This window comes from Polyangium mundeleinium (genome assembly GCF_028369105.1).
GTDB lineage: Bacteria > Myxococcota_A > Polyangia > Polyangiales > Polyangiaceae > Polyangium > Polyangium mundeleinium.
The window spans coordinates 8,281,602-8,301,379 of record NZ_JAQNDO010000001.1; the positions used below are offsets into that span (position 1 = coordinate 8,281,602).

The 19,778-nt window shown below is 71.1% G+C and carries 12 protein-coding genes; 5 read left to right on the forward strand and 7 right to left on the reverse strand.

Translation table 11 applies throughout. The features are described 5' to 3' along the window. Positions 1 to 26: 26 nt before the first annotated feature. Positions 27 to 716, forward strand: a complete 690-nt coding sequence (locus POL67_RS32940; protein WP_271924439.1) for an SDR family oxidoreductase — start codon at positions 27 to 29, stop codon at positions 714 to 716. Here the strand turns inward: POL67_RS32940 and POL67_RS32945 are convergent, their stop codons facing one another. From POL67_RS32945 to POL67_RS32960, 4 genes are all read right to left on the reverse strand, one after another. Then, positions 717 to 3,683 carry a hypothetical protein gene (locus POL67_RS32945; RefSeq protein ID WP_271924441.1) on the reverse strand — a complete coding sequence of 989 codons (2,967 nt, stop codon included), beginning with the start codon at positions 3,681 to 3,683 and terminating at the stop codon, positions 717 to 719. Positions 3,684 to 3,702: 19 nt separating this feature from the next. After that, positions 3,703 to 4,344: a S1 family peptidase gene (locus POL67_RS32950; protein WP_271924443.1), complete on the reverse strand. Its 642-nt coding sequence runs from the start codon at positions 4,342 to 4,344 to the stop codon at positions 3,703 to 3,705. 131 nt (positions 4,345 to 4,475) lie between these two features. Continuing rightward, a complete protein-coding gene (locus tag POL67_RS32955) occupies positions 4,476 to 6,041 on the reverse strand; it encodes a glycoside hydrolase family 1 protein (RefSeq protein ID WP_271924445.1) in 1,566 nt (521 codons plus the stop codon). Positions 6,042 to 6,125: 84 nt separating this feature from the next. Continuing rightward, positions 6,126 to 6,863: an SDR family oxidoreductase gene (locus POL67_RS32960; RefSeq protein WP_271924447.1), complete on the reverse strand. Its 738-nt coding sequence runs from the start codon at positions 6,861 to 6,863 to the stop codon at positions 6,126 to 6,128. 157 nt (positions 6,864 to 7,020) lie between these two features. Between POL67_RS32960 and POL67_RS32965 the strand changes: the two genes are divergently transcribed. Beyond that, positions 7,021 to 7,353 (forward strand): FKBP-type peptidyl-prolyl cis-trans isomerase, encoded by a 333-nt coding sequence (locus POL67_RS32965; RefSeq protein WP_271924449.1) that lies wholly within the window; start codon positions 7,021 to 7,023, stop codon positions 7,351 to 7,353. 13 nt (positions 7,354 to 7,366) lie between these two features. On the opposite strand, the gene POL67_RS32970 is transcribed toward POL67_RS32965, so the two are convergent. Genes POL67_RS32970 through POL67_RS32980 form a run of 3 tightly spaced genes read right to left on the reverse strand, consistent with a single transcriptional unit; the run spans position 7,367 to position 15,528 of the window. Further along, positions 7,367 to 11,911 (reverse strand): nSTAND1 domain-containing NTPase, encoded by a 4,545-nt coding sequence (locus POL67_RS32970; RefSeq protein WP_271924451.1) that lies wholly within the window; start codon positions 11,909 to 11,911, stop codon positions 7,367 to 7,369. A gap of 49 nt (positions 11,912 to 11,960) precedes the next feature. Continuing rightward, positions 11,961 to 12,203 (reverse strand): hypothetical protein, encoded by a 243-nt coding sequence (locus POL67_RS32975; RefSeq protein ID WP_271924453.1) that lies wholly within the window; start codon positions 12,201 to 12,203, stop codon positions 11,961 to 11,963. Between the two features lie 40 nt (positions 12,204 to 12,243). Beyond that, complete coding sequence (locus POL67_RS32980; protein WP_271924456.1) at positions 12,244 to 15,528, reverse strand: serine/threonine-protein kinase; 3,285 nt, start codon at positions 15,526 to 15,528, stop codon at positions 12,244 to 12,246. 279 nt (positions 15,529 to 15,807) lie between these two features. Between POL67_RS32980 and POL67_RS32985 the strand changes: the two genes are divergently transcribed. Genes POL67_RS32985 through POL67_RS32995 form a run of 3 tightly spaced genes read left to right on the forward strand, consistent with a single transcriptional unit; the run spans position 15,808 to position 19,749 of the window. Further along, on the forward strand, positions 15,808 to 16,119 hold the full coding sequence (locus tag POL67_RS32985) for a hypothetical protein (protein WP_271924458.1): 312 nt from the start codon (positions 15,808 to 15,810) through the stop codon (positions 16,117 to 16,119). Beyond that, positions 16,116 to 17,381, forward strand: a complete 1,266-nt coding sequence (locus POL67_RS32990; protein ID WP_271924460.1) for a hypothetical protein — start codon at positions 16,116 to 16,118, stop codon at positions 17,379 to 17,381. The genes POL67_RS32985 and POL67_RS32990 overlap by 4 nt, the downstream gene beginning before the upstream one ends. 34 nt (positions 17,382 to 17,415) lie before the next feature. Further along, positions 17,416 to 19,749: a hypothetical protein gene (locus tag POL67_RS32995; protein WP_271924462.1), complete on the forward strand. Its 2,334-nt coding sequence runs from the start codon at positions 17,416 to 17,418 to the stop codon at positions 19,747 to 19,749. The last annotated feature ends 29 nt before the right edge of the window (positions 19,750 to 19,778 follow it).

The following is a 19,778-nucleotide window of genomic DNA, read 5'->3' on the forward strand; positions in this document are numbered from 1 at the left end:
CGAGCGGCCGTGCTATAGCCCACAACATGCGCATCGTGATCACTGGAGCGAACCGAGGCATCGGCCTGGAGCTCGCCCGTAGGTATCTGGAGCGGGGCGACCACGTGGACGCCGGCGTCCGAAACCCCGAAACCGCCCGCGAGCTCGTCGCGCTCGGAAAAGACGCGGGCGGGCGGCTGCGCGTCTTCGCCTGCGACGTCGCGGACGATACGAGCGTGCGCGCGTTCGCCGCCGCGATCGGCGACGTGGTGGTGGACGTGCTCATCAACAACGCGGGCGTCATGGGCAAATGGCTCTCGCTCGCGGACCTCGATTTCGCGGACGTGACGCGGACCTTCGATACGAACGCCGTGGGGTCGCTGCGCGTCGCGTCAGCACTGCTCCCGCACCTCCGGCGAAGCTCGGTGCGCAAGGTCGTGAACATGTCGAGCCGCATGGGCTCCATCGCCGAGAACACGGATGGCGGGGCGTACGCCTATCGCATGTCGAAGGCGGCGCTGAACATGGCGACCAAGTCGATGTCCATCGACCTCCGCGGCGAGGATTTCACGGTGATCTCCCTCCACCCCGACTGGGTGAAGACCGATATGGGCGGGCCGAACGCGCCGACGTCCGTCGAGGCGTCGGTGGCCGGCATCGTCGCGCTCGTCGATCGCCTCTCCCGCGCCGATTCGGGCGGCTTCTTTCATTTCCGCGGCGATACGATTCCCTGGTGATCACTCCGGGGCGGCGCCCGTGAACAGATCCAGGAGCGTGACATCCACGCTCGCCGCGACGCCGAACTGCAAGGCGTGCGCGCCCGGCATGCTGAGCCCGGACTCCCACGCGCGGAGCCCAGGCCGGAAGACGCCATACACGCCGAGATTGAAGGGGCTGTCGAACAGGCCCGCGCGCAGGTACACGCCGGGCGAGAGCAACGTGAGGACCTGCGCCCCGGGCAAACGGCCGTTCTGCGCGACGTCGTATTGCAGGTAGGCCGCCGGATCGATCAACGAGACGAACGCGCCGAGGTTGTAATCGCCGCGCCCGGTCGCGAAATCGAGGCCGATCGGCATGGTCAGGGTCGGCGCGACGAAGTGGGGCACGCTCCCGCGCTCGGTGGTGGTTCCGTAGGTGCCGAAGCGCAGCTCGCCGCCGACGAACATGCCGGGGAACGCGCCGAGCGAAATCGTGGTGACGCCGGGCAGGTTTTTCCGTCGCCAGCCGCCGATGGGCATGGCAGCCGCGTCGAGGGCCTCGGCGATCCGCGCAGGGTCGGACTCGAAGGCAATGGTCGCAAAGAGGCCGCTGTGGCGTGCAATGGCATCGAGGGGTCGGCACGGCCCCTTCCCCGCGGCGCAGAGCTTTTTGCATGCCTCGTCCGTGCACATGCGCGTGAGGTCGGCGCGCGCGGCCGCGACGACCCGCGCGACGACCCTGCCCCAGTCCTCGGCGAGCGCCGCCTCGAGGGTCTCGAGGCTCGCCGCGAGGCGCAAAAGCTCGACCCGCGCCGCGGCGAAGATCGGCGTGATCTCGCCGGGCGAGCAGGTCGCGGCCTTGCAGAGGCCCGGGAACGAGACGGCCTCGGAGAACTGCTCGCCGGCCGCGACGAAGGCGACGGCGAGATCGAGCGACGCGCGGGCGAGGACGACCGCGGCGCGCTGGAGCGCGATGGAATGGGTTTGGCTGGCCAATCGTGAGGTGTCGCGGGCGTAGCCTTCAAGGGCCCGCACGATCTCGCCGATCTTCTTTCCGTCGACGTCGACGCCGATCTGAAGGGCCGGCGGGCTCACGAGCTTGGGATCGAGCGGCGCGCGCAGCGCCTCGGCGGCGGCGCGGTAGGCCTCGAACGCCGTGAGCACGGCGCTCCAGCGGGTGCCGATCTCGGCCGCGGGAAACCGCACGAAATTCGACCACCGCACGATCGTCGAGAGTTTTTCGAGGGGCGCGGTGGCTTCGAGCGTCGAAAGGAGCGCGGCATCGACGTCCCCGGCGACGGCCGGGTTTTTCTGGTGGCATGCGCGGGATCCGGTCGCGTCGGGGCGTTCGGAGAATGCGGGGCAATCGTTCCGGGAAAAACCCCGGCCGACGAGGGTGAAACACGCGGGGGACGTGGTGAGCGCGGCGAGCAGGAGCGCCTCGGTCTCCTCGGCCCGGCCGGGCCGGGTTTGGCGGACGAGCTCGCCGTACTCCTGGAAGACATGCGGGAGAGAAGCGGCGCAGGCCGCGATTTCGAGGCGCTGGCTGAAGAGGCGCCGGGGCCCGCCGCGCAGGACACGATATCCGTTCGCGCCGTCGAGCTCGTCGCCGAAATGGGAGAGGCTCAGGGCCGCATTCGCGCCGGTCGAGAGGTCCGAGACGAGCTTCGACGCAGCCCCGCGCAGCCGCACTTCCGCGCCGCAAGCGAGCCGCCGCTGGACGCGGGTCTCGCAGGTGAAACGATCGGCGTCGGTGGCTTCGCAGACACCTGGGGCCGAGGCGTCCTCGGCACACGCGAAAAGGGTGCCGCCGAGGTTCACGTCCGCCCACAACGAGGCGCCGATGCCGAGGCCGAGCGCGACGCCGGGCCAGCTCTTCACGTCGGAGGCGACGGCGCCCCGGAGCGCGCCGAGCAGGCTCTCGCCGCCGCCATATTGCGCAAAATCGAGGCGGCGCGTGGAGAGCGCGCAGGTCGTGGGCAACCAGAAACCGCGAATCTCCCGGTAGGAATCACCCTGCGCGCCGGAGGGCGTCATCGCGGGGCCACAAGCGTCTTCGTGCAATCGCTCGAGGAACCACACGAGCGCCTCACGCCGGGCTCGGTCGCCCACGAAGCTCGCGAGCGCGCGGACGCCGACGTCGAGCGTGGCAGCCGTGAACGCGGCCACTTCGAGACCGGTATGCTGCACGGTGAAGACCCGCGTCGCCGCCGCGGGGACGTCCAGAAGGGGGAATGTGCGGGCGAGGAGCGGATCGGCCTCGCCCATCTCGGCGAGGGAAAGCACGGTCCGATCCGCGAGGACGACCCGGAGCGGCTCGAATTTGCGCGCCACGTATCGGGCGACGGCCTCGACGGAACGTTGATCCGCGATGACGGCCGCATTCGCGAGGGCGGGCGCCGAAAAGGCGCAAAGGTTGACCGGCGACGACGCCGTGTCCCCCCCGGCGCAAAGCTCGGCGCAAAGCTCGGTGCGCAGGCTGGCGAGGCTGCGCGCGGGCTCGTCGAGCCTCCCCGCGACGTCCCTCCGCGCGGCGTCTTCAATGGCCTTCCGCTCGCGTTTCACCGGCTCCAAGGCCGCGATCGTGCGCCCGTCGAAGGGCTTCGCGGCCACCTCTTGCTCGAGCTTCTTTTGCCGCGCTTCGACGGCCTCGATTCCTTTTCGCTGGGCCACGAGGCGCGCCGCGGCCTTTTCGAGCGCGGCCTTCGGATCCTCGCCCGCCGGCGCCGCGCAGGAGGCCCGCAAGACGCGGGCGAGCGACGTGAGCGATTCGACGCGGCCGACGTGGACCTGAATCGGATCTCCCGCTTCGCCCTGGGGCGCCGTCGCCATCGCGGCGGACGTCGTCACGGGAGGCGCAGCAGGCGCCGGGGTCGTGCTCGGCGCAGGCTGATCCGAGGGGACGACGACGGGCGTGACCTGTCCGGCGCCCGCGTCTCGGAGCAAGACCAAGCCCGAAAGCGCGAGCCCGAATCCGACGATCGAATGTTTGGTCCTCGTCCTCATGGCGTCTCTTTGCAAGCAATCAAGCACAGCCCATCGCGGCTTCCATGCTGGCGAGCACCGAAGGGGCAGCGAGGGTTTGGGCCCGGCCACCTCCGTTCGGGGAAGGCCCGAGGTAAATGCCAACGACTGCGGTGGGCTGGCCTTCGCCGACGACGGCGACCACGGGCCCGCCGCTCATACCGATGCGGCCCTGGCGATCGAGCAAGACCTTGCCCTCGCTCGGCCGCGCCCGCGCCGGCACGACCGCAGGCGGGCGCGGCGCCTCGTTGCCGAGCGGATACCCCCAGATCTGGCCCGCCACGGATGCGTCGAGCGTGGCCATGCGCAGTTCGCTCGTACACCGCGCGTTCACGCGGACGATGGCCACGTCGTCGGCCGCGACGCCGCCCGACGGATACGCGACGGCGACGGCCTCGAGCTCGACCCAGCGCCCGCCGGCGAGGACGCGGACCGAGACCTCCGCGGGCGCCGCGCCGTCCGCGAGCGCGACGACGTGCCGGGCCGTGACGATCGACGAGAGCCAGTCCGCGATGAAGAACCCGGTCCCCGACGCCGCCCAGGTCTTGCCGAAGCGCGCGCGGACCCGCACGACGGGGCGGTCGAGGCAAGGCTCGGCCGGATCCACGGCGGCAACCCGGAGCTTCTGCGCGACGAGGCTCATGGGCCCCACCCCCGAACGCGGGCGCCTTCCTGAGAGGGAGTGCGAAGCAAGGCGTGGAGCACGCCTCATCTTAACGCGCCTCGATGCGGAAAGCGCGTCTGCTGTGAACGGCGGTGGTGGTGGGCCGGCCTTCATCGCGGGGCCGGATAGGCCACGAGGAGCTCGGGCGGGATCCGGCGCTCCTCGGCGATGATGCCATAGGTCTCGGCCGTCTTGCGCGGCGTGCGGTTCTTCTGCGGATCGTCTGCGTCGACCGCATAGAGCCCGAAGCGCCGGCTCATGCCGTGATTCCACTCATAATCGTCGACGAGGCTCCAGAAGAAGTACCCGCGCAGATCGATTCCTTCTTGCACCGCGCGGCTCGCCCAGGCGAGGTGACGGACGAGGAAGCTCGGGCCCGCGTCCTCGTCGTCGAGAGGGTGATCGAGTCCATTTCCCGTGATATAGAGGGGCAAACCATACGTTCGATAAGCGAGCTCGAGCATCTCGTAGAGGCCCCGCGGATCCTCTTGGCCCAGGCGCACGTCCTGCGGATCAAATGTGCCGAGCGGCGTGAACTCCTGCAACATGGGGCCGCTCGTGCCCCGCACCGTGGCGCGTGTTCCATAATTGACGCCGAGCCAATCCATGCGACCCTCCAGATCGGCGCGCTTCGCGCTCTTGCCCGCGAGCTCCGCGTCGAGCTCCCCCTTCGCGACCGCGTCGAGGTAGGCCAGATTGTACAGGTAAAACATGTTCTCGGCCGCCTTCACGTCGAGCGAGCTCGTCGGGTCGGCCGGGGACGCCGGGGTCATTGCATAGACGAGGCCGACGTCGGCGGTGATTCCGTCGCCGTCGGCGTCGGCCGTGTCGTTCGCCTTCACTTCGTCGTACATGCGCGCGTGCGCCTCGACGAGCGCGACGAACACCTCTTTGGCGGCGCTCGACGGGTGCACCACCGCCGGCGGATGGCTGCGCTCGGCGCTCGGCGCGAGGTACCCCGCGAGGAGGACGGTGAATGGCTCGTCCAGCGTGGCCCAGCGATCGACGTCCGCGCCGAACTCGCGCGCGACGAACCCCGCGTACTTGGCGATCTCCGCGACCGTTCGCTCCCGATCGAGCCATCCCCGCGGCGAACACGCGGCGAGATTCAGGTGGCACCCGACGCCGTCATGAACCCACGCAGGGAGCGTACCATGATGCAGGGTGACGATCGGGGACATGCCACGCACCCGGAGCCCATTCAGCATTGCATGGTAATGCGCGAGCGCCGCCTCGTTCGCGACAGACCGCAACGATTCATACCCGCTGATGCCATCGGTCGAGTTGGGAAAGATGCGGCTCCACTCGATGCTGAAGCGGAATGCACCATTGTGGAGATCTCCCCGCGCTCGGTCGAGATCCATCTCGTGGAGCTCCCAGAAGCCTGGGCCGACGACAGCGGGGTCCTGCCCGGACAGGTATGCCATGGGAGAGATCTTCGTCGCGGGGGAAGTGACAAACGCATACCAATCGGATCCGTTATCGACGCAACCGTCGAGGCCGGGCGTCGGGCAGCCCATGTCGGCCTGGAACCCGCCGATCGCGGTCCCGAAGAGAAATCCCTCGGGAAACGAGAGATCCTCGGCCACCTCGGGGACCTCGGTCACCGGAGGGTCCTCCCCGCACGCGGCCAGCAAACACGTCATCGATATGGCGAGGCGGACATCGGTTCTCATGAAGGCGAAACCTAACATGAAACGGAAAAACCGCTGGGTGAGGGAATTCGGAAAAACGGCGTATGATCCAGCCCCGACGAACCCTCACACAATCGAACGTCCACCGTCCACGGCGAGCACCTGGCCCGTCACGAAGTGGTTTTTCGCAAAAAACAACACCACGCGCGCCACGTCGGCAGGGTCGCCGATCCGCCCGAGCGGTATCTTCCGGCGCAACCGCTCACGCCGCTCGTCGTCGACGTCGGCCGGCGGAAGGACCGTGCCCGGCGAAACCACGTTCACGCGCACGTCGGGCGCGAGCGCGAGCGCGAGGCCCTGCATGGCCGAGACGAGCGCGGCCTTCGAGATCGAATAAGGAATGTAATGCTTGAAGGGCCGATCGGCGCTGACGCAGCCGATCGCCACGACAGCTCCCCGCGCAGCCCGGAGCTCCGCCGCGAGCGCGAGCGTGAGCAGATAAGGCGCCGTCGCGTTCAAGGCCATCGCGCGATCCCAGGCGCCCGCGTCGAGCTCGTCGGGAGAGACGCGCTCGAAATTGGCGGCATTGTGCACGAGGAGGTCGAGTTTGCCCGCGCCGAACCGGCGCGCCCGCGCGGCGAGGCTGCTCACCCCCGTTCGATCCGAGAGATCCGCCCGGCAAAGCTCGACGCGCGCGCCCCGCGAAAGGAAGTGCTCCCGCGCCTCACGCGCGCTCTCCTCGCTCGCCGCATAATGAATGAGGACTTCGTATCCGTCGTCGACGAGCGCCTCCACGATCGTCCGCCCCACACGCACCGCGCCCCCCGTGACGAGCGCGATACGCCCGTGCTGCTGCTCGCTCATGCGAAGATCCTACCCCGCCCGCGAGCCCGCCGCGCGCCCGGTGTTGCGCGAGGTCGGAAAAAGACACCTCGTTCGTCGAAGCGCGCGCTCGATTCGCTTGACGAGCGCCCCGCCGATCGGTCGAATACCGGCCGACCCCGGGAGAGGAGATATCGACATGGCGACCGGTGACCTCGAAATCGAGACGCTCCGCGAAGGAAACGGCGCAGTGGCCCAGGCTGGAAACACGGTCCATGTGCACTACGTGGGCACACTCACTGACGGCAAGAAGTTCGACAGCTCCCGCGACCGGGGCAGCCCCTTCAAGTTCCAGCTCGGCGGCGGGCAGGTGATCAAGGGCTGGGACCAGGGCGTGGCCGGCATGAAGGTGGGCGAGTTGCGGAAGCTGACGATCCCGGGGCACCTGGCCTACGGGAAGCGCGGGTACCCGGGGCTCATCCCGCCGGACGCGACGCTCGTCTTCGAGGTCGAGCTGATCAACGTGACCTGAAGCCAAGCGCGCATCATTGCTGCAGGCCGAGCCGGCCGTGATCGACGCGTAGATTCGAAAGGGTCCGCGCGACCACGTCCGCCAGAGGCCGGCCCCGGGGGATGACCTCGCCTTCCACGTCCCCCGGACGATCAAACGACCACACGAGCACCGATCCCGCCGCATCCCAGGGCACGAACCGCGTGCGTCCCCGGAGCGGCATGCTGCCCACGATCTCGCGGCGCCCGACGTCGAGCGCCGCGACGCGATCGGCCGAGAGCAGGAGCATGGAGCGGCCGTCGGGCGCGACGGAGACGTCCTCCCATACGGTCGCGCCCGAAGCTTCGAGCAAGCGCTCGGGGCCGCGCGCGCGAAGGACGACGACGCCCGAGTCGTCGGCATACACGAGCTCGCCTGGCAGAAGGCCGTCGCCGAAGGCCGTCGCGCGCGGGCTCGCATACCCGAGGACCCGAACCGCGGACGTCGCCTCGTCGATCCGCGCGAGCGCGCCGGAGCTCAGCGCGATCCACAGGCCCGCGCCCATCCCGCCACGCGCCGCGCTCAGGCGCACGTCGTACACGTAGCCGTCCGCCGAGGCGATGACGCGGGGCGCAGCAGGCGCGGCGCTGTCGAGGGGCGTCGCCACGAGCGCGCCGTCGAGGCGCTGCATGAAGAGCGTGCGGCAAGCCTCGTCGACGGCGAGGACGAGGCCCGGCTCGCGCGGGATCTTGCCGATGGTGGCGCCGCTGCGGGCGTCGAACACGTGCCACGCCTCGCCCTCGGGCGCCCACGCGGCGACGCGGCCGTCCTGGCAACGGCGAAGGAGGTTGCCCTTGCGGCCGAGCTCGCGTTTGCCGTCGGCCACACGGTAGAAGCGGACTTCCTCGTCGAGCTGGAACGCGATGACGTCGCTGCTCTCGCGGACCACGGCGCGCACCGAGCTCGTCGACGAGGGCGCAGGGTCGTCGCCGCCGCGGAAACGCACGAGCGGATCGATCGCGCCGCCGGCGCCGGAGAGGAGGACGAGGTCGCCCGTGACGACGTGGCCGCTCTCCAGGCGATGGCCGCCGAGGAGATCCCGCGGGCCGATGGGGACACGCGCAAACGCAGGGACCTCGTCGGGCGAGGTGATGGGCGCGGGGCGCTTGGGGCGCGGCGCAGGTGAGCAAGGCGCGCCTTGGGGCAGAGCGTCGCCGGGCGCGCGGCGGCCGGGGCGGAGGTAGTGGAACCCGCCGACGATCGCCTTGTCGGGGCCGGTGGGGTCGGTGCCGCACACCGCGAGATCGAGGCCGCCTTCGTCCCAGCGGAGGAACGAGGGCGCCTCCACGCTGGGGCCTCGAAAGAGAGGCGTATCGGGCCGCGCCGGATCGAGGATCTCGAAGGCGCCATGCTCGGCGAGGGCGAGCAAAGGCTCGCGCGGGCCGAAGCGAGCGAGCACAGCCGCGCTCGTCGGCTTGATCTCGGTGAGGTTGCCGTCGCCCGGCCGCCAGACCACGAGCTTCGATCCGGACGCGGCCGCGACGAGGGACCCGTCCGGCGAGACGTCGAGCACGATGCCCTGGAACGGGTGCGTGTCGACCTCGCCCGAGCGGCGGAGGTCCCAGCGGAGGAGGCCGTTCTCCGAGGCACACGCGAGCACGGGCGCCGCATCCGCGACCTCGAGCGCGCCCGTGCAACGACGCGGCGCGATGGCCGCGAGCATGACCTCGCCGTCGGGACGCAGCCGGAAGATCCGCACCTCGCCGGTGACCGATCGCGTCGCGAGCGCGGTGTCGAAGGGGAGCGGGACACGCTCGACGAACGGCGCGTCATGAGGGCGCACGACGAGCGTGCGCGGATGCAGCTCCGAGGAACCAGGCGTGTCCGGGTGGTCGGTCGGCGCGGCGTTGTAGAAGGGGTCGTACCGGAGATCGACGACGACGAGGCGCGTGGATCCCTGCGTCGCGACGAGCCACCGATCGTCCCAGGGGAACGAGGGATTCGTCGAGGGTTCGAGCGTGAGGAACTGGGCGCGCGGCAGGCCCGTGCCCGCGCGGAGCAGATCGAGCGGGAGGGCCGGATCCTCGGCGCCGAACTCGATGGCCTCGGCGATCCAGGCCGCGCGATGGTACGGGTCGTCGACGCGGCGCGATCGGAAGAGGACCTCGGCGACGTACGCGCGCTCCTCGGCCTCGACACGCGCCCGCTCGGCGCGCGCTTGCCGGTCGTCGATCGCGCGCTTGCCCACGACGGCGAAGGCGAGCAAGGCGAAGAGGAGCACGATCGACGCGCCCTTCCGCATCGTTCGCCGCCGCGCGAGGCGATGGCTCTCGGCGACGAGCTGACGTTCGAGCGTGGTCAGCGACGCGCGCGTCCACGCGGGCCTGCGCAGGACTTCCTCGAAGAGCGAGCCAGTAAGTAAAAAATCCGGGTGCGCGGCCGCCCGATCCCAGGCGGTCGCCGCCTCGCGGAGCCGTTCGAGCAAGACGAGCCGCTCGGCCTCACGGCTGCGGACCTGCTCGATCCGCGGGAGCACGGCGATCGAAGGGTGCGAGAGCTCGACGCGGCCGTCGCGCCGCCGGAGGAGGCCCTCGCGTTCGAGGCGCGTGAGCACGCGCCGTACGAGCGCCGTGTCCTCGCCGAGGACCGAGACGAGCTCCTCCTCGTCCCAGCGGACGGGCTTGTGATCGGTCGTCGAGAGCCGCAACACGGCCTCGATCGCGACCTCACGCTGCGCGTCGTCGAGCGAGACGAAGAGTTTCTCGGCGTGCATCGCGAGCGCGCCGACGAGCCCGCCGAGCGCGCGCCACGTCTCCGCGGAGAGCACGCGGCCCGCGCGCGCGCCTGCCTCCAGGGCGCGTTTGCCCCACAACGCGGCGAGCGCGAGCGCGATGAGTGGCAACCGATCATCCGCGCCGCGGAGCTCGCGCTGCACGTCGGCGACGATCGCGTCCGCGCCGATCATCCGGGCGCCCGCGATCCGCGCCGGCCCCGTCACGATGTCGTGCACGACCGCGGCCGGCGGAGGCCCTACGAAGCGGAGCGCGGCGCGCAGGGACGCAAAGGGCGCCGCGGGATCCGCGAGGCCCGCGGCGTGTTTTTCGCCGAGCGCGGAGAGCACGCGCAGGCCCGGCCGCTGGCCGCCCTCCGCGAGATCCGCGAGGAGCCGAGCGAGCCGCGTGTTCGTGCCTTCCGGCGCGGAGAGCGCCTCTTCGAGCGGATCGACAAGCAACACGAGCCCGACGGGCGAGCTCGCCGCATGCTGCGTGATCTCCGCCGAGGACGCGCCCACGAGCGCCGGGGCGACGGCGCCGAGCGCCGCGTCGAGCGCGTGATCGGGATCCTCGCCGGGACGAACGGCCACCGCGATCCAGTCGTCCTTGCCGTCGACCGCGGCGCGCGCGAGGTGCGGGACGAGGCCGGCCCACGCGAGCGACGATTTCCCCGCCCCGCGTGGCCCGTACAGCACCACCACGGGCTCGAACGCGAGCTCGCGGCCGAGGCGCGCGACGTCGTCGTCCCGGCCGAAGAGCTGCCCCTCGGCCTCCTTCGGCAGCGGCAAAAGGCCTGCGTACGGCGGATCCATCACGCCGAACGGCCGCTCCCACGCCTCGTCGAAGAGCGCCGCGAGTTTGCCCGGGGTGACCCCTCGTTGCAGCGGATCCACGGACAGGAGGCGCACGAGCAGCGCCACGAGCCCACGCGGCAGACCGGCCGGATCGACCGCGAGATCCCGCAGATGGCCGCGGAGCGTCGCGTCGCGCAGATCGGACCACCACGCGCTCATCGCGGCGGCATCGGAGAGCTCCATCGGCTCGTCGGCGACGTCCTCGTACGGCATGCGCCCCGTCGCGAGCTTCACGATCGTCGCGGCAAGGGCGTACGCGTCGGCCGCGGGCGTGGGCTCGGCGAGCTCGAGGATCTCGGGCGCCATGTACCCCGGCGTGCCCACGACGGCGCGCCCCGAGCTCTGCGCGCGCGTCGGGTGCGACGATCGCTCGTCCTGCGCCGCGACGAACGCCGCCGTCTCGAGCCCCGCGGCATCCCCGCCCCCGAAGGCCGGCGGCGTGATCTCGGGCGCCTTCGATCCAGCCCGCCGCGAGATCCCGAAGTCGAGCACCTTGAGCGCGCCGTCGTTCGAGACGAACAGGTTCGCCGGCTTCAGATCCAGGTGCACGACGCCCCGCACATGGATCACGTCGAGCGCCGCGGCCGTCGCGCGTGCCCAGCCGAGCACGCGCCGCCAGGGGACGCGCTTTCGATCGCGCAGCACGTCCGCGAGGTTCTTGCCCTCGAGCAGCTCCATCGCGACGAACGGGATCACCTCGGGCGCCCGAAGCACACCCGCGGCGTAGATCGTCACGAGGGAGGGATGCCGGAACGAGGCGAGGAGCTTCGCCTCCTCGGCCCAGTGCGCGGCGTCGTAGGCCGTTCGCTGCAGGAGCTTCAGCGCGACCGTGCGCAGCGGCACGCCGTCCGGCAGGAGCTCCTCAGCCCGCCAGACGTCGCCGAACCCGCCACGACCGAGCCGCTCGAGGAGCAAGAACCGGCCGTCGAGGAGCTCCCCCGGCGCGTAGTCCCGCGGCGCTTTGGCGCTCATGCGCCGACGAGGCTACCACGACCGCCCGCGAAGGCGTGGCGCGGCGCGGCTACGAGGGGAGCTTGCCCTGCGCGAACGCCTCAGCCTGCGCCATGGCGATCTCGGCTTCCTCGTGGAGCTCGTCCGCTTTGACCGGCTCCTTGCCCTCTTGCTCGGCCTCCCAGCTGAAGCCGCGCCGCTCTCCCGGAGCCTCGGGTTTCCACGTGAGCTTGAGCTTGTAACCGTTCAGCTCGGCCACGTAGGTCCCGTCGTGCTCTCTCTGCCAGATCGAGACATTCGCATGAAGCCGCATCCCTACCTCGTCCTCGTCTCGTGATGGCCGCCCGCGCGTCTCAAGAAGACCGTTCCATCACGATCCGCAAGAGGGGCGGGAGCCTTCGCACGTCGCCCGGCACCTTGATGGAGGGGCCGCCGACCACCGAGCTCATGACGCACGTCCCGGCGCGCGGCAGGTGTTCCATCCAGTACACGTCGAACTTGTCCTCGTGCGCGACGCGCCGCAAGAAAGGTTCGAGCGGCAGCACGAGCCCCTCACGCCACCGCGCCAGGTACGTCACGTTCGCGAGCCGCATCGGGCTGTTCAGCCCGAGCCGCCGCCGCGTGCCCGTGTTGAACGGGCCCGTGTGGTCGATGAACTCGACGGTCTGCAGATCGCCATACAGATCCGGCTCCGTCTTCTCGACCGTGACGAGCGTCCACGCGCAGAGCGGCCTTAGCGCCCGGAGGAGCGTGCGCGTCATCTGCTCGAACTCGGGCAGATCGGCCGCCGCGCGGGCCTCGTTGTAGTGGCCGTGCGCGAAGCTGTTGCGCTCGACCTGCATCAGGTTCGAGAGCGTCTCGAACGTCTGGTTCTGCGAGAGCCGGACGCCGAGCACGTCACGCACGAGCGCGCCGATCGGATCGTCGCGCCCTTCAAAACCCTTCGCCGCGGCCCGCGCGATCTCGCGCCAGGTCCCGAGCGCGAAGCCGTCGCGCGAGCCGTGCCGCTTGTAGAGCTCGACCATCGCGTCGAACCCCGGCGCGACCTCGCTGCCGCCCTCGGCCGGCCGCCGCGCGAAGTACGCGGAGAGCAGCACGGTCGCGATGAACCGCCACGTGCCTTCGAGCACGTCGAAGAGCATCTTCACGCGCTCGATCGCGCTCGACGCGGCGATCGCGGCGTGCACGCGCCCCGAGATCGGATAGGGCAGGCCGCCGCTCAACGCCGAGAGCACCCCGTGCGGATCGGCGCACTCGCGCGCGAGCTCCTGCGCCCGCGTCTGCACGTCGCCGTGCAGCACCTCCCACGAGAGCGTGCGCGGCAGCTCCACCTTGCCGTCGAGGATCGGCGGCCGCGCGTGCCAGTCGCACTGCACCGCGCTGCCGAGCGCGACCGCGTCGACCTTCCGCGTCACGCACGCCGCCACCACGCCCGGCGCCATCGGCGCGACGAACGCGGCCTGCCCCGCGTGCGTCGCCGCCACGGCCGCGAGCTCCTTCTCCAGCGCCGCGACCACGTGCGGCCCCACCGCTTCGAGCGCCTTCTGCTCCTCGATCGCGAAAAGCAGCGTCGTCCGCTTCGTGTCGATCGACGCGCCGAGCACCTCTTGCACGCTCGACACCCGCGCGCCCGGCACGCTCGAACGCAGCGCCGCGACCGCCTGCCCCGACGTCTCCGAGAATGCGCTCATCGCGTGCAGCGCGAGCTCGAGCTCGCGCCCCGCGTCGCTCCCGTCACCCGAGAGCGTCCAGTACCCGCAGGCGAACGACCGCCCATCGACCGCCGTGCGCGCCGACGCGGCCCACGCGCGCCCCTTCTCCGCGACCTCCGCGGCCTCGCCGGCCACGAGGACCACGGCCGTCTCCTCGACGAGCCCCACCGCGACGCTCGACGACGCGCGATGGATCGCCACCGCCGCGAGCGCCCCCGCCGGATACTCCGCGCCGCCCGCGCGCACCGCCGACGGCTGCGCCTTCACGAGCAGGAGCGCGCCGCTGCGCTTGCGCTGCAGGAACGACGCGATCTCCTGTTCGAGCCCCGCGCGCCCGAGCAGACCCGTCGTCGCGTCCACGGTCCCCGCGGGCACGGTCGGCGTCACGTAACGCCGATCCACCATCGTCGCCCGCATGCCTCCGACCTGCACGAACGTCCCGTGGACGAGCGCCGCCTCCTCCCCTCGCGCGAGCGAGTGCGCGCCGACCTGCACCGGCACGCTGCACTCGGTGCGCCGCCGCAGCCACCAGCGCACGCCGTCGTGCCGCAGCGTCACGGCGAGGCGCGAAGCCACGTCCGGGTAGACGAGCTCGTTGCGCTCGTCGCCCACGCGCTCGACGCGCCCGAGCCGCAGCACGCCCACCGGCGAAAGCCGTAGCTCGAACAAGCCGCCGTCCCGCGTCTCCACGCGCAGCCGATCCGGCGCGTTCACCTCGCCGCGCCAGAGCGAGAACGCGGGCGATGCGCTCAACCACAACGTCGCGCCTCCCACGGTGTACGTGCGGAGCTCCGCGCCGGGCGCCTCCGCGCCGCTGTCGCTCTTCTCGCGTGGCGCCTCGACGTCGCCCGGCGCGGTCGGTCCCGGCCTCATGTTCATCGGCGTATCCGCATCCAGGGTCGGGAGCGACGGGCGTGCCGGCGCCGGCTCGACGCGCATCGAGCCGGCGCCTTGCGAGCGCTCGAGATCCGGCACGGCCTCGAGCAAGGCCGTGAGAAACTCCTCGGCCGCGGAAAACCTCTCGCCCCGATCGCGCGTCATCGCGCGCCGCACCACGCGATGCAGCGCCTCTGGCAGCCCCGGCACGAGCGTCCCGAGATCAGGTGGATCTCGATGGCAGATGGCGATGACGAGTCGCGCGAACGTCGGCTCCGAGAACGGCGGCGCGCCGGCGAGCGCCTCGTACAGGATCGCGCCCATCGACCAGATGTCCGTGCGTGGATCGATGTCGTCGAGCGCCTCGATCTGCTCGGGCGACATGTAGAACGGCGTCCCGACCGGCGTCCCGACCCGCGTCAGCGGATCCTGCGCGGACAGGCTCGACGCCGCTACGAGCTCGGCCTCGCTGCCGAGCACCTTCGAGAGACCGAAGTCGACGATCTTGACGTGCGTCTTTCCGTCATCGGCGTCGACGAGGAAGACGTTCTGCGGCTTCAGATCACGATGCACCACGCCGGCCGCGTGCGCGCGCCGGAGCCCGCGCAGCGCCTGGGCCGCGATCGCCGCGGCTTGCGGCACGTTCATCCGACCGAGACGCCGCAGGCGCGTCGCGAGATCCTCGCCTTGCAAGAGCTCCATCACGAGGAACGGCTCGCCTGCCTCCGTCTCTCCCGTGTCGAAGATCTGCACGATGTGCGCGCTCTCGATCGCCGACACCGCGCGCGCCTCGCGGTGGAAACGCGCCCGCACCGATGCATCCGCGCCTGCCGGCGTACGGAGGAACTTGAGGGCGACGCGCTTGCCGATCGCGACGTTCTGCGCCTCGTAGACGCTCCCCATCCCGCCGCGCCCGATCAGGCGCAGGACCCTGTACTTCCCGGCGGCAAGCGTGCCGATTCGAGGGTCCGTCCCGCTGCTCTCCGCGCCCGTCACACGTAGGCCCGTCCCTGCGCGGCTCCGTGCCGCCACTCTGTATCGGGCCACCATCGCCCGGAGAGGTCAACGGTCATTCACCATCGCCCGCGATCGGGCCGACGATCTCCCGGGATCTGCGGGGCGCCCGTGAAGCTTTCCGGTACCTCTCCGTCTGACGCCAGCGCTCGCCGGGGGGCGGAAAGTGCCTTGGGTGCGCGAGCGTTCGTGGGGCGCCGAACGAGACACCGCTTCCCGGCATCTCCCTTGCGGATCCGGGCGTCGGGTCCGGTATTCTCGCGGTCAAGGCGGCGAGAAGGGAACGCGCACGCCGCACACGCTGTCAGGAGCCGTATGGGAGACACGCACAAGGATTTGGTCTTCTCGATCCCCCTGCCTGGAGGTCGTGTCGCGCGGGTGCCGATCGACGTGCTCGAGCAATACGTCGACCCGACCGCCCGGCTCGCGCACGGCGCCGAGTCCGAGGAAGAAGACGTGACCGCGCACTCGATGTCGGTCGACCCCACGACCGGCGCCAGCGTCTGGCACACCGACTGGGAGCTCGGGCAATGCGATTACAAGGACGAGAACGGCTATCCGCAGTCCGCCTACGCATGGCACCGCCACCCGCTCGGCAACGAGTACACCGAAATCTACCAGAAGTGAGCTCGACCCCTCGCTCCCCCGAGCCTCGCCGGCCAGGGCGCCTGCTGCGCGTGGCGCTCGGCGCTTCCTTCCTCGTCCCGCTCGTATTTCCTGCCTGCCTCACGCCGGGGTATCCGCTGGCCCCGAGCGGGCAGGTCGACATCCGCGTCCACGTCGCGGGCTCCCTCTTCGCGGCGGACACGCTCGACGAAGCCGGAAAGCCCGTCCTGCCTCGCCAGCAGCCCTTCGAGACCGGCGTCACCTTGTTCCTCGCGGAGGGCGGCGCGCCGGCGTACGGCGGGTTCGTCACGGTACGCGTCGACCCGCCCGAGGCCCTCGTCCTCGGTCCCTACCCGAAGGAGTCCGACCCCACGTGCCAGGAGATCGAGGGCGCGTTCCGATGCACTGCGTCGAGCGAAGGGTACGCGCGCTTCGTCGTCTCCTCGCAGAGCGACTGGTCCGGGAGCGCGACGCTCATCGTGAACTGGGCCGAACAGATGAAGGAAAAGGACATCCAGATCCTGCCGGCCGGCCTGCCCGACTCCGCCACGAACTTCACGATGCTCGTCGCAGGCCTCGACGAGTCGCTCGACGGCGCGCGCGTCCTGCCGACCTTCCTCGCGCTCAAGTGCACCGTGGGCCCGCTGCCCGATGATTTGGGCTCCAAGTGGCGGCCCGGCGCCATCCGCTCTCGCGAGGCGTTCGTCCGCGCCACGCCGCCCTCGAACGCGCCCGGCGTCGTGGAAAACGCGCCCGTCATCGTCGAGTCCCTCTTCAGCGAGGCCGCCCTCTCCGCCACGTCCGATTGCGCCGAACGCAAGACGCGCCTGCGGGTCCTGCTCGGCTCGACGGGCGAGAGCGAGCGCTTCTTCCTCTGCTTCAGCGACATCGGCGGCGAGGCCGACTTCGCGGTCACCTCGGGCCAGAAGCAGCTCGATCCCGGCCCGTCGGTCCTCGTCGATCCGGAGCCGCGCCTGCTCCGCGTCCGCGCGCTGCAGAGCGTCGTCGGCACCGGCGCCGGCGGCGAGGTCGATCTCTTCGAGGTCAGCGCCTTCGACGTGAACCGCGTCCGCATCGTCATGCCCGTCGATCTCCGCATCGAGGGCAACGAGTACCTCTCCATCGGCCAGGCCAGCGTGACGCTCGACAAGGAGCCGAACCCCGCGACCGTCATCTCCGCCACGCCCAACTACCCCGGCACGGCCCGCCTCCACGTCACGCCGCGGCTCCTCTCGAGCCCCGACTGCGCCTCCGATCCGATCAGCGTCGTCGAAGCGCCCTGACCCTCGCACCGCCTCCACCCGAGCGATGACCCCCATGCGACAAGCCCCCCTCGCCGCCTCTCGCGTCCCCGACGAAAGCGCCTCGCGTGCCCGCCCTTCCCGCGCGTCGCTGCTCCGTTTCCTCGCGCTCTTCGGCGTCGCAGCATCGCTCTCGCTCGCGGGCCCCGTCGCCGCGCAGAGCGAGGACGACGACACGGGCGGCGGCGACGACGGCTCCGACGCGCCCGAGCCCACGACGACGCGCGTCAACACGCCCACGGGCTCGGCGCCGATGCCCGCGGATTTCAGCGGCAGCTTGCAGATCGTGCGGGGCCCGGCGACCGCGAACGGCGGCGCCACGCCGGGGACGGCGCCCGAGATCTTCCCCGAGGCGAGCCGCGTCTTCATGAGCGTCCGCGACACCGACCCCGTCCCGATCGAGACGGCGCGCCGCGGCGGCGCGTGGCTCTGCTCCACGGGGCAGTGCTCAACGACGCTCGGCGACGCCGGCCAGAGCCGCATCGGCGACGACATGCTCCGCTCGATCAAGCTCCAAACGCCCACGCTCCCCTTGCCGCTCACGATCTGGGGACGCCTCGACGAACAGGGCCGGCGCACGCTCGACTTCGACCCCGTCCTCCTCGGCCGCAGGGACTACCGCCACGTCTGCGCCTATCCGCCCGTCGCGCCGAACGACAAACCCGGGCCGCGCAAGGTCGAAAAGGCCCCGCTTTGCCGCGACGACGTCCCGGTCCCGCCCCTGCCCGACTCGGCCGAGGTCCTGCTCGGCATGCAGTGGCCCAAGCAGTCCGAGATGGCCGACTTCCGCTACCTCGCCATCGTCGATAGCTGCGGCAACGCCCGCGTCCAGCCCTTCCAGCGCACCTTCACCGTGCCCGTCTTCGAGGTCGCCTCCGGCGGCTGCGGCAAGGCCGACGGCAAGGTTCTTCGCATCTTCCCGAGCGGCGGCTGGCTCCGCGTCACCGCGTTCAACCTCGACAACACCGCCGCCGGCACCGTCGTCAACGCCACCTACCGCGTCTCGGTCCCGCCGCTGGAGAACCTCGTCGAGTCGAACCCGGCGCGCATGCTCTTCCCCGATCCGCAGCTCGAGGACCTCAAGGTCGACTGCGGCCCCGCCATGCGCAGGTCCTCCGGCCTGCCGTCCGCGCCGCCCTCGAGTCCCTCCGCGCCCCCGCCCGGCGTGATGCCCAAACGGGCCGCCGCCGCGCCTCTGCCCGACGCCGCGCCGAAAGCTGCGCCGAAGGACGACGCGCCGGAGGACGCCACGCCTCGCGCGCCGGAAGCTGCCGATCTCGCGCCGCGCGCGGCCCCGCAGCCCGGGGACAAACCCGCTGTCACGGCCTCCGCGAAAAAGCCTGCGCCGAAGGCATCCCCCGTCGCGCCCAAGCCCTCGCCGATGGGGCCGCCGCGGCCGTCGCTCCCGATGAAGGCCACGGCGCCCGCGGGCCCCGGGCCGCAGCCGCTCGCGCACATGTCGCTCGTCATCGCGCCCGAGCCGCTCCGGCAAGGGGTTTGTCGCGTCCGCCTCTCCGGCTCGACCAAGGGCCGCCTCGTCGCCCCGCTCGCGCTCTACGTCTCGCTCACGCGCACCGATCGCACCTCGAACGGCGTGCCGATCGAGCTCTTGAACGATCACAAGTGGATCGTCACGCCCAACACGGCCGAGTTCCAGCTCCCGCCCCTCGCGGAGAACTTCGACGGCGACTCGCGCCTCCGGCTCGCGGTCTACAGCGATCCTTTGAACACCGACGGAAAGGTCGTCCTCGTCTCCGACGCCACGCGCGTCGCGGCCTCCTTGCGCTCGGGCGGCGAGGCCACCCCCGAGGCCGCGCGCAGGCTCATCGGCTCGGCCACCATCCACTCCGTCCCGCTCTGCGGCGAGTCGAACTTCGAGACCCTCGAAGCCGCCGGGAGCTGCCTCCGCGCCTACCTCACGATCCCGGCCATGCTGGCCACGCTCCAGATCACGCGCGCGCCCTGGCTGGAACGACCCCTCGTCACGCGCAGCGTCCTCAGCGCCGTCGGCGTCGCCCTCGCCGTCGACAGCTATGACCCCGTCCGGCGCCGCGCCTTCCCCATCGCCGGCCAGCTCGGCGGCTCCATCCAGCAGCTCGGCGACGGCCGCGTGGGCCTGCTCGGCTACCTCGGCGTCGCCCCCACCATCCCCGTCCTCGGCGACGGAGGCAACACCACCTCGTTTGGCTTCCTCGCCGGCCTCGGCCTCTCCTACATCACGAACGAGAGCGGCCCCGACGAAGGCCTCAAGCCCGCGGCTTTCCTCTCCGTCGTCGTTCAGGTCGGACAGGCCACACCCCAGGTTTCGGGCTCCAGCCGGGCTGTGTTCGGCACTTACCAGGGGGAGTGATAAGCTCGTGGACCAGGGCCGCCGCCCCT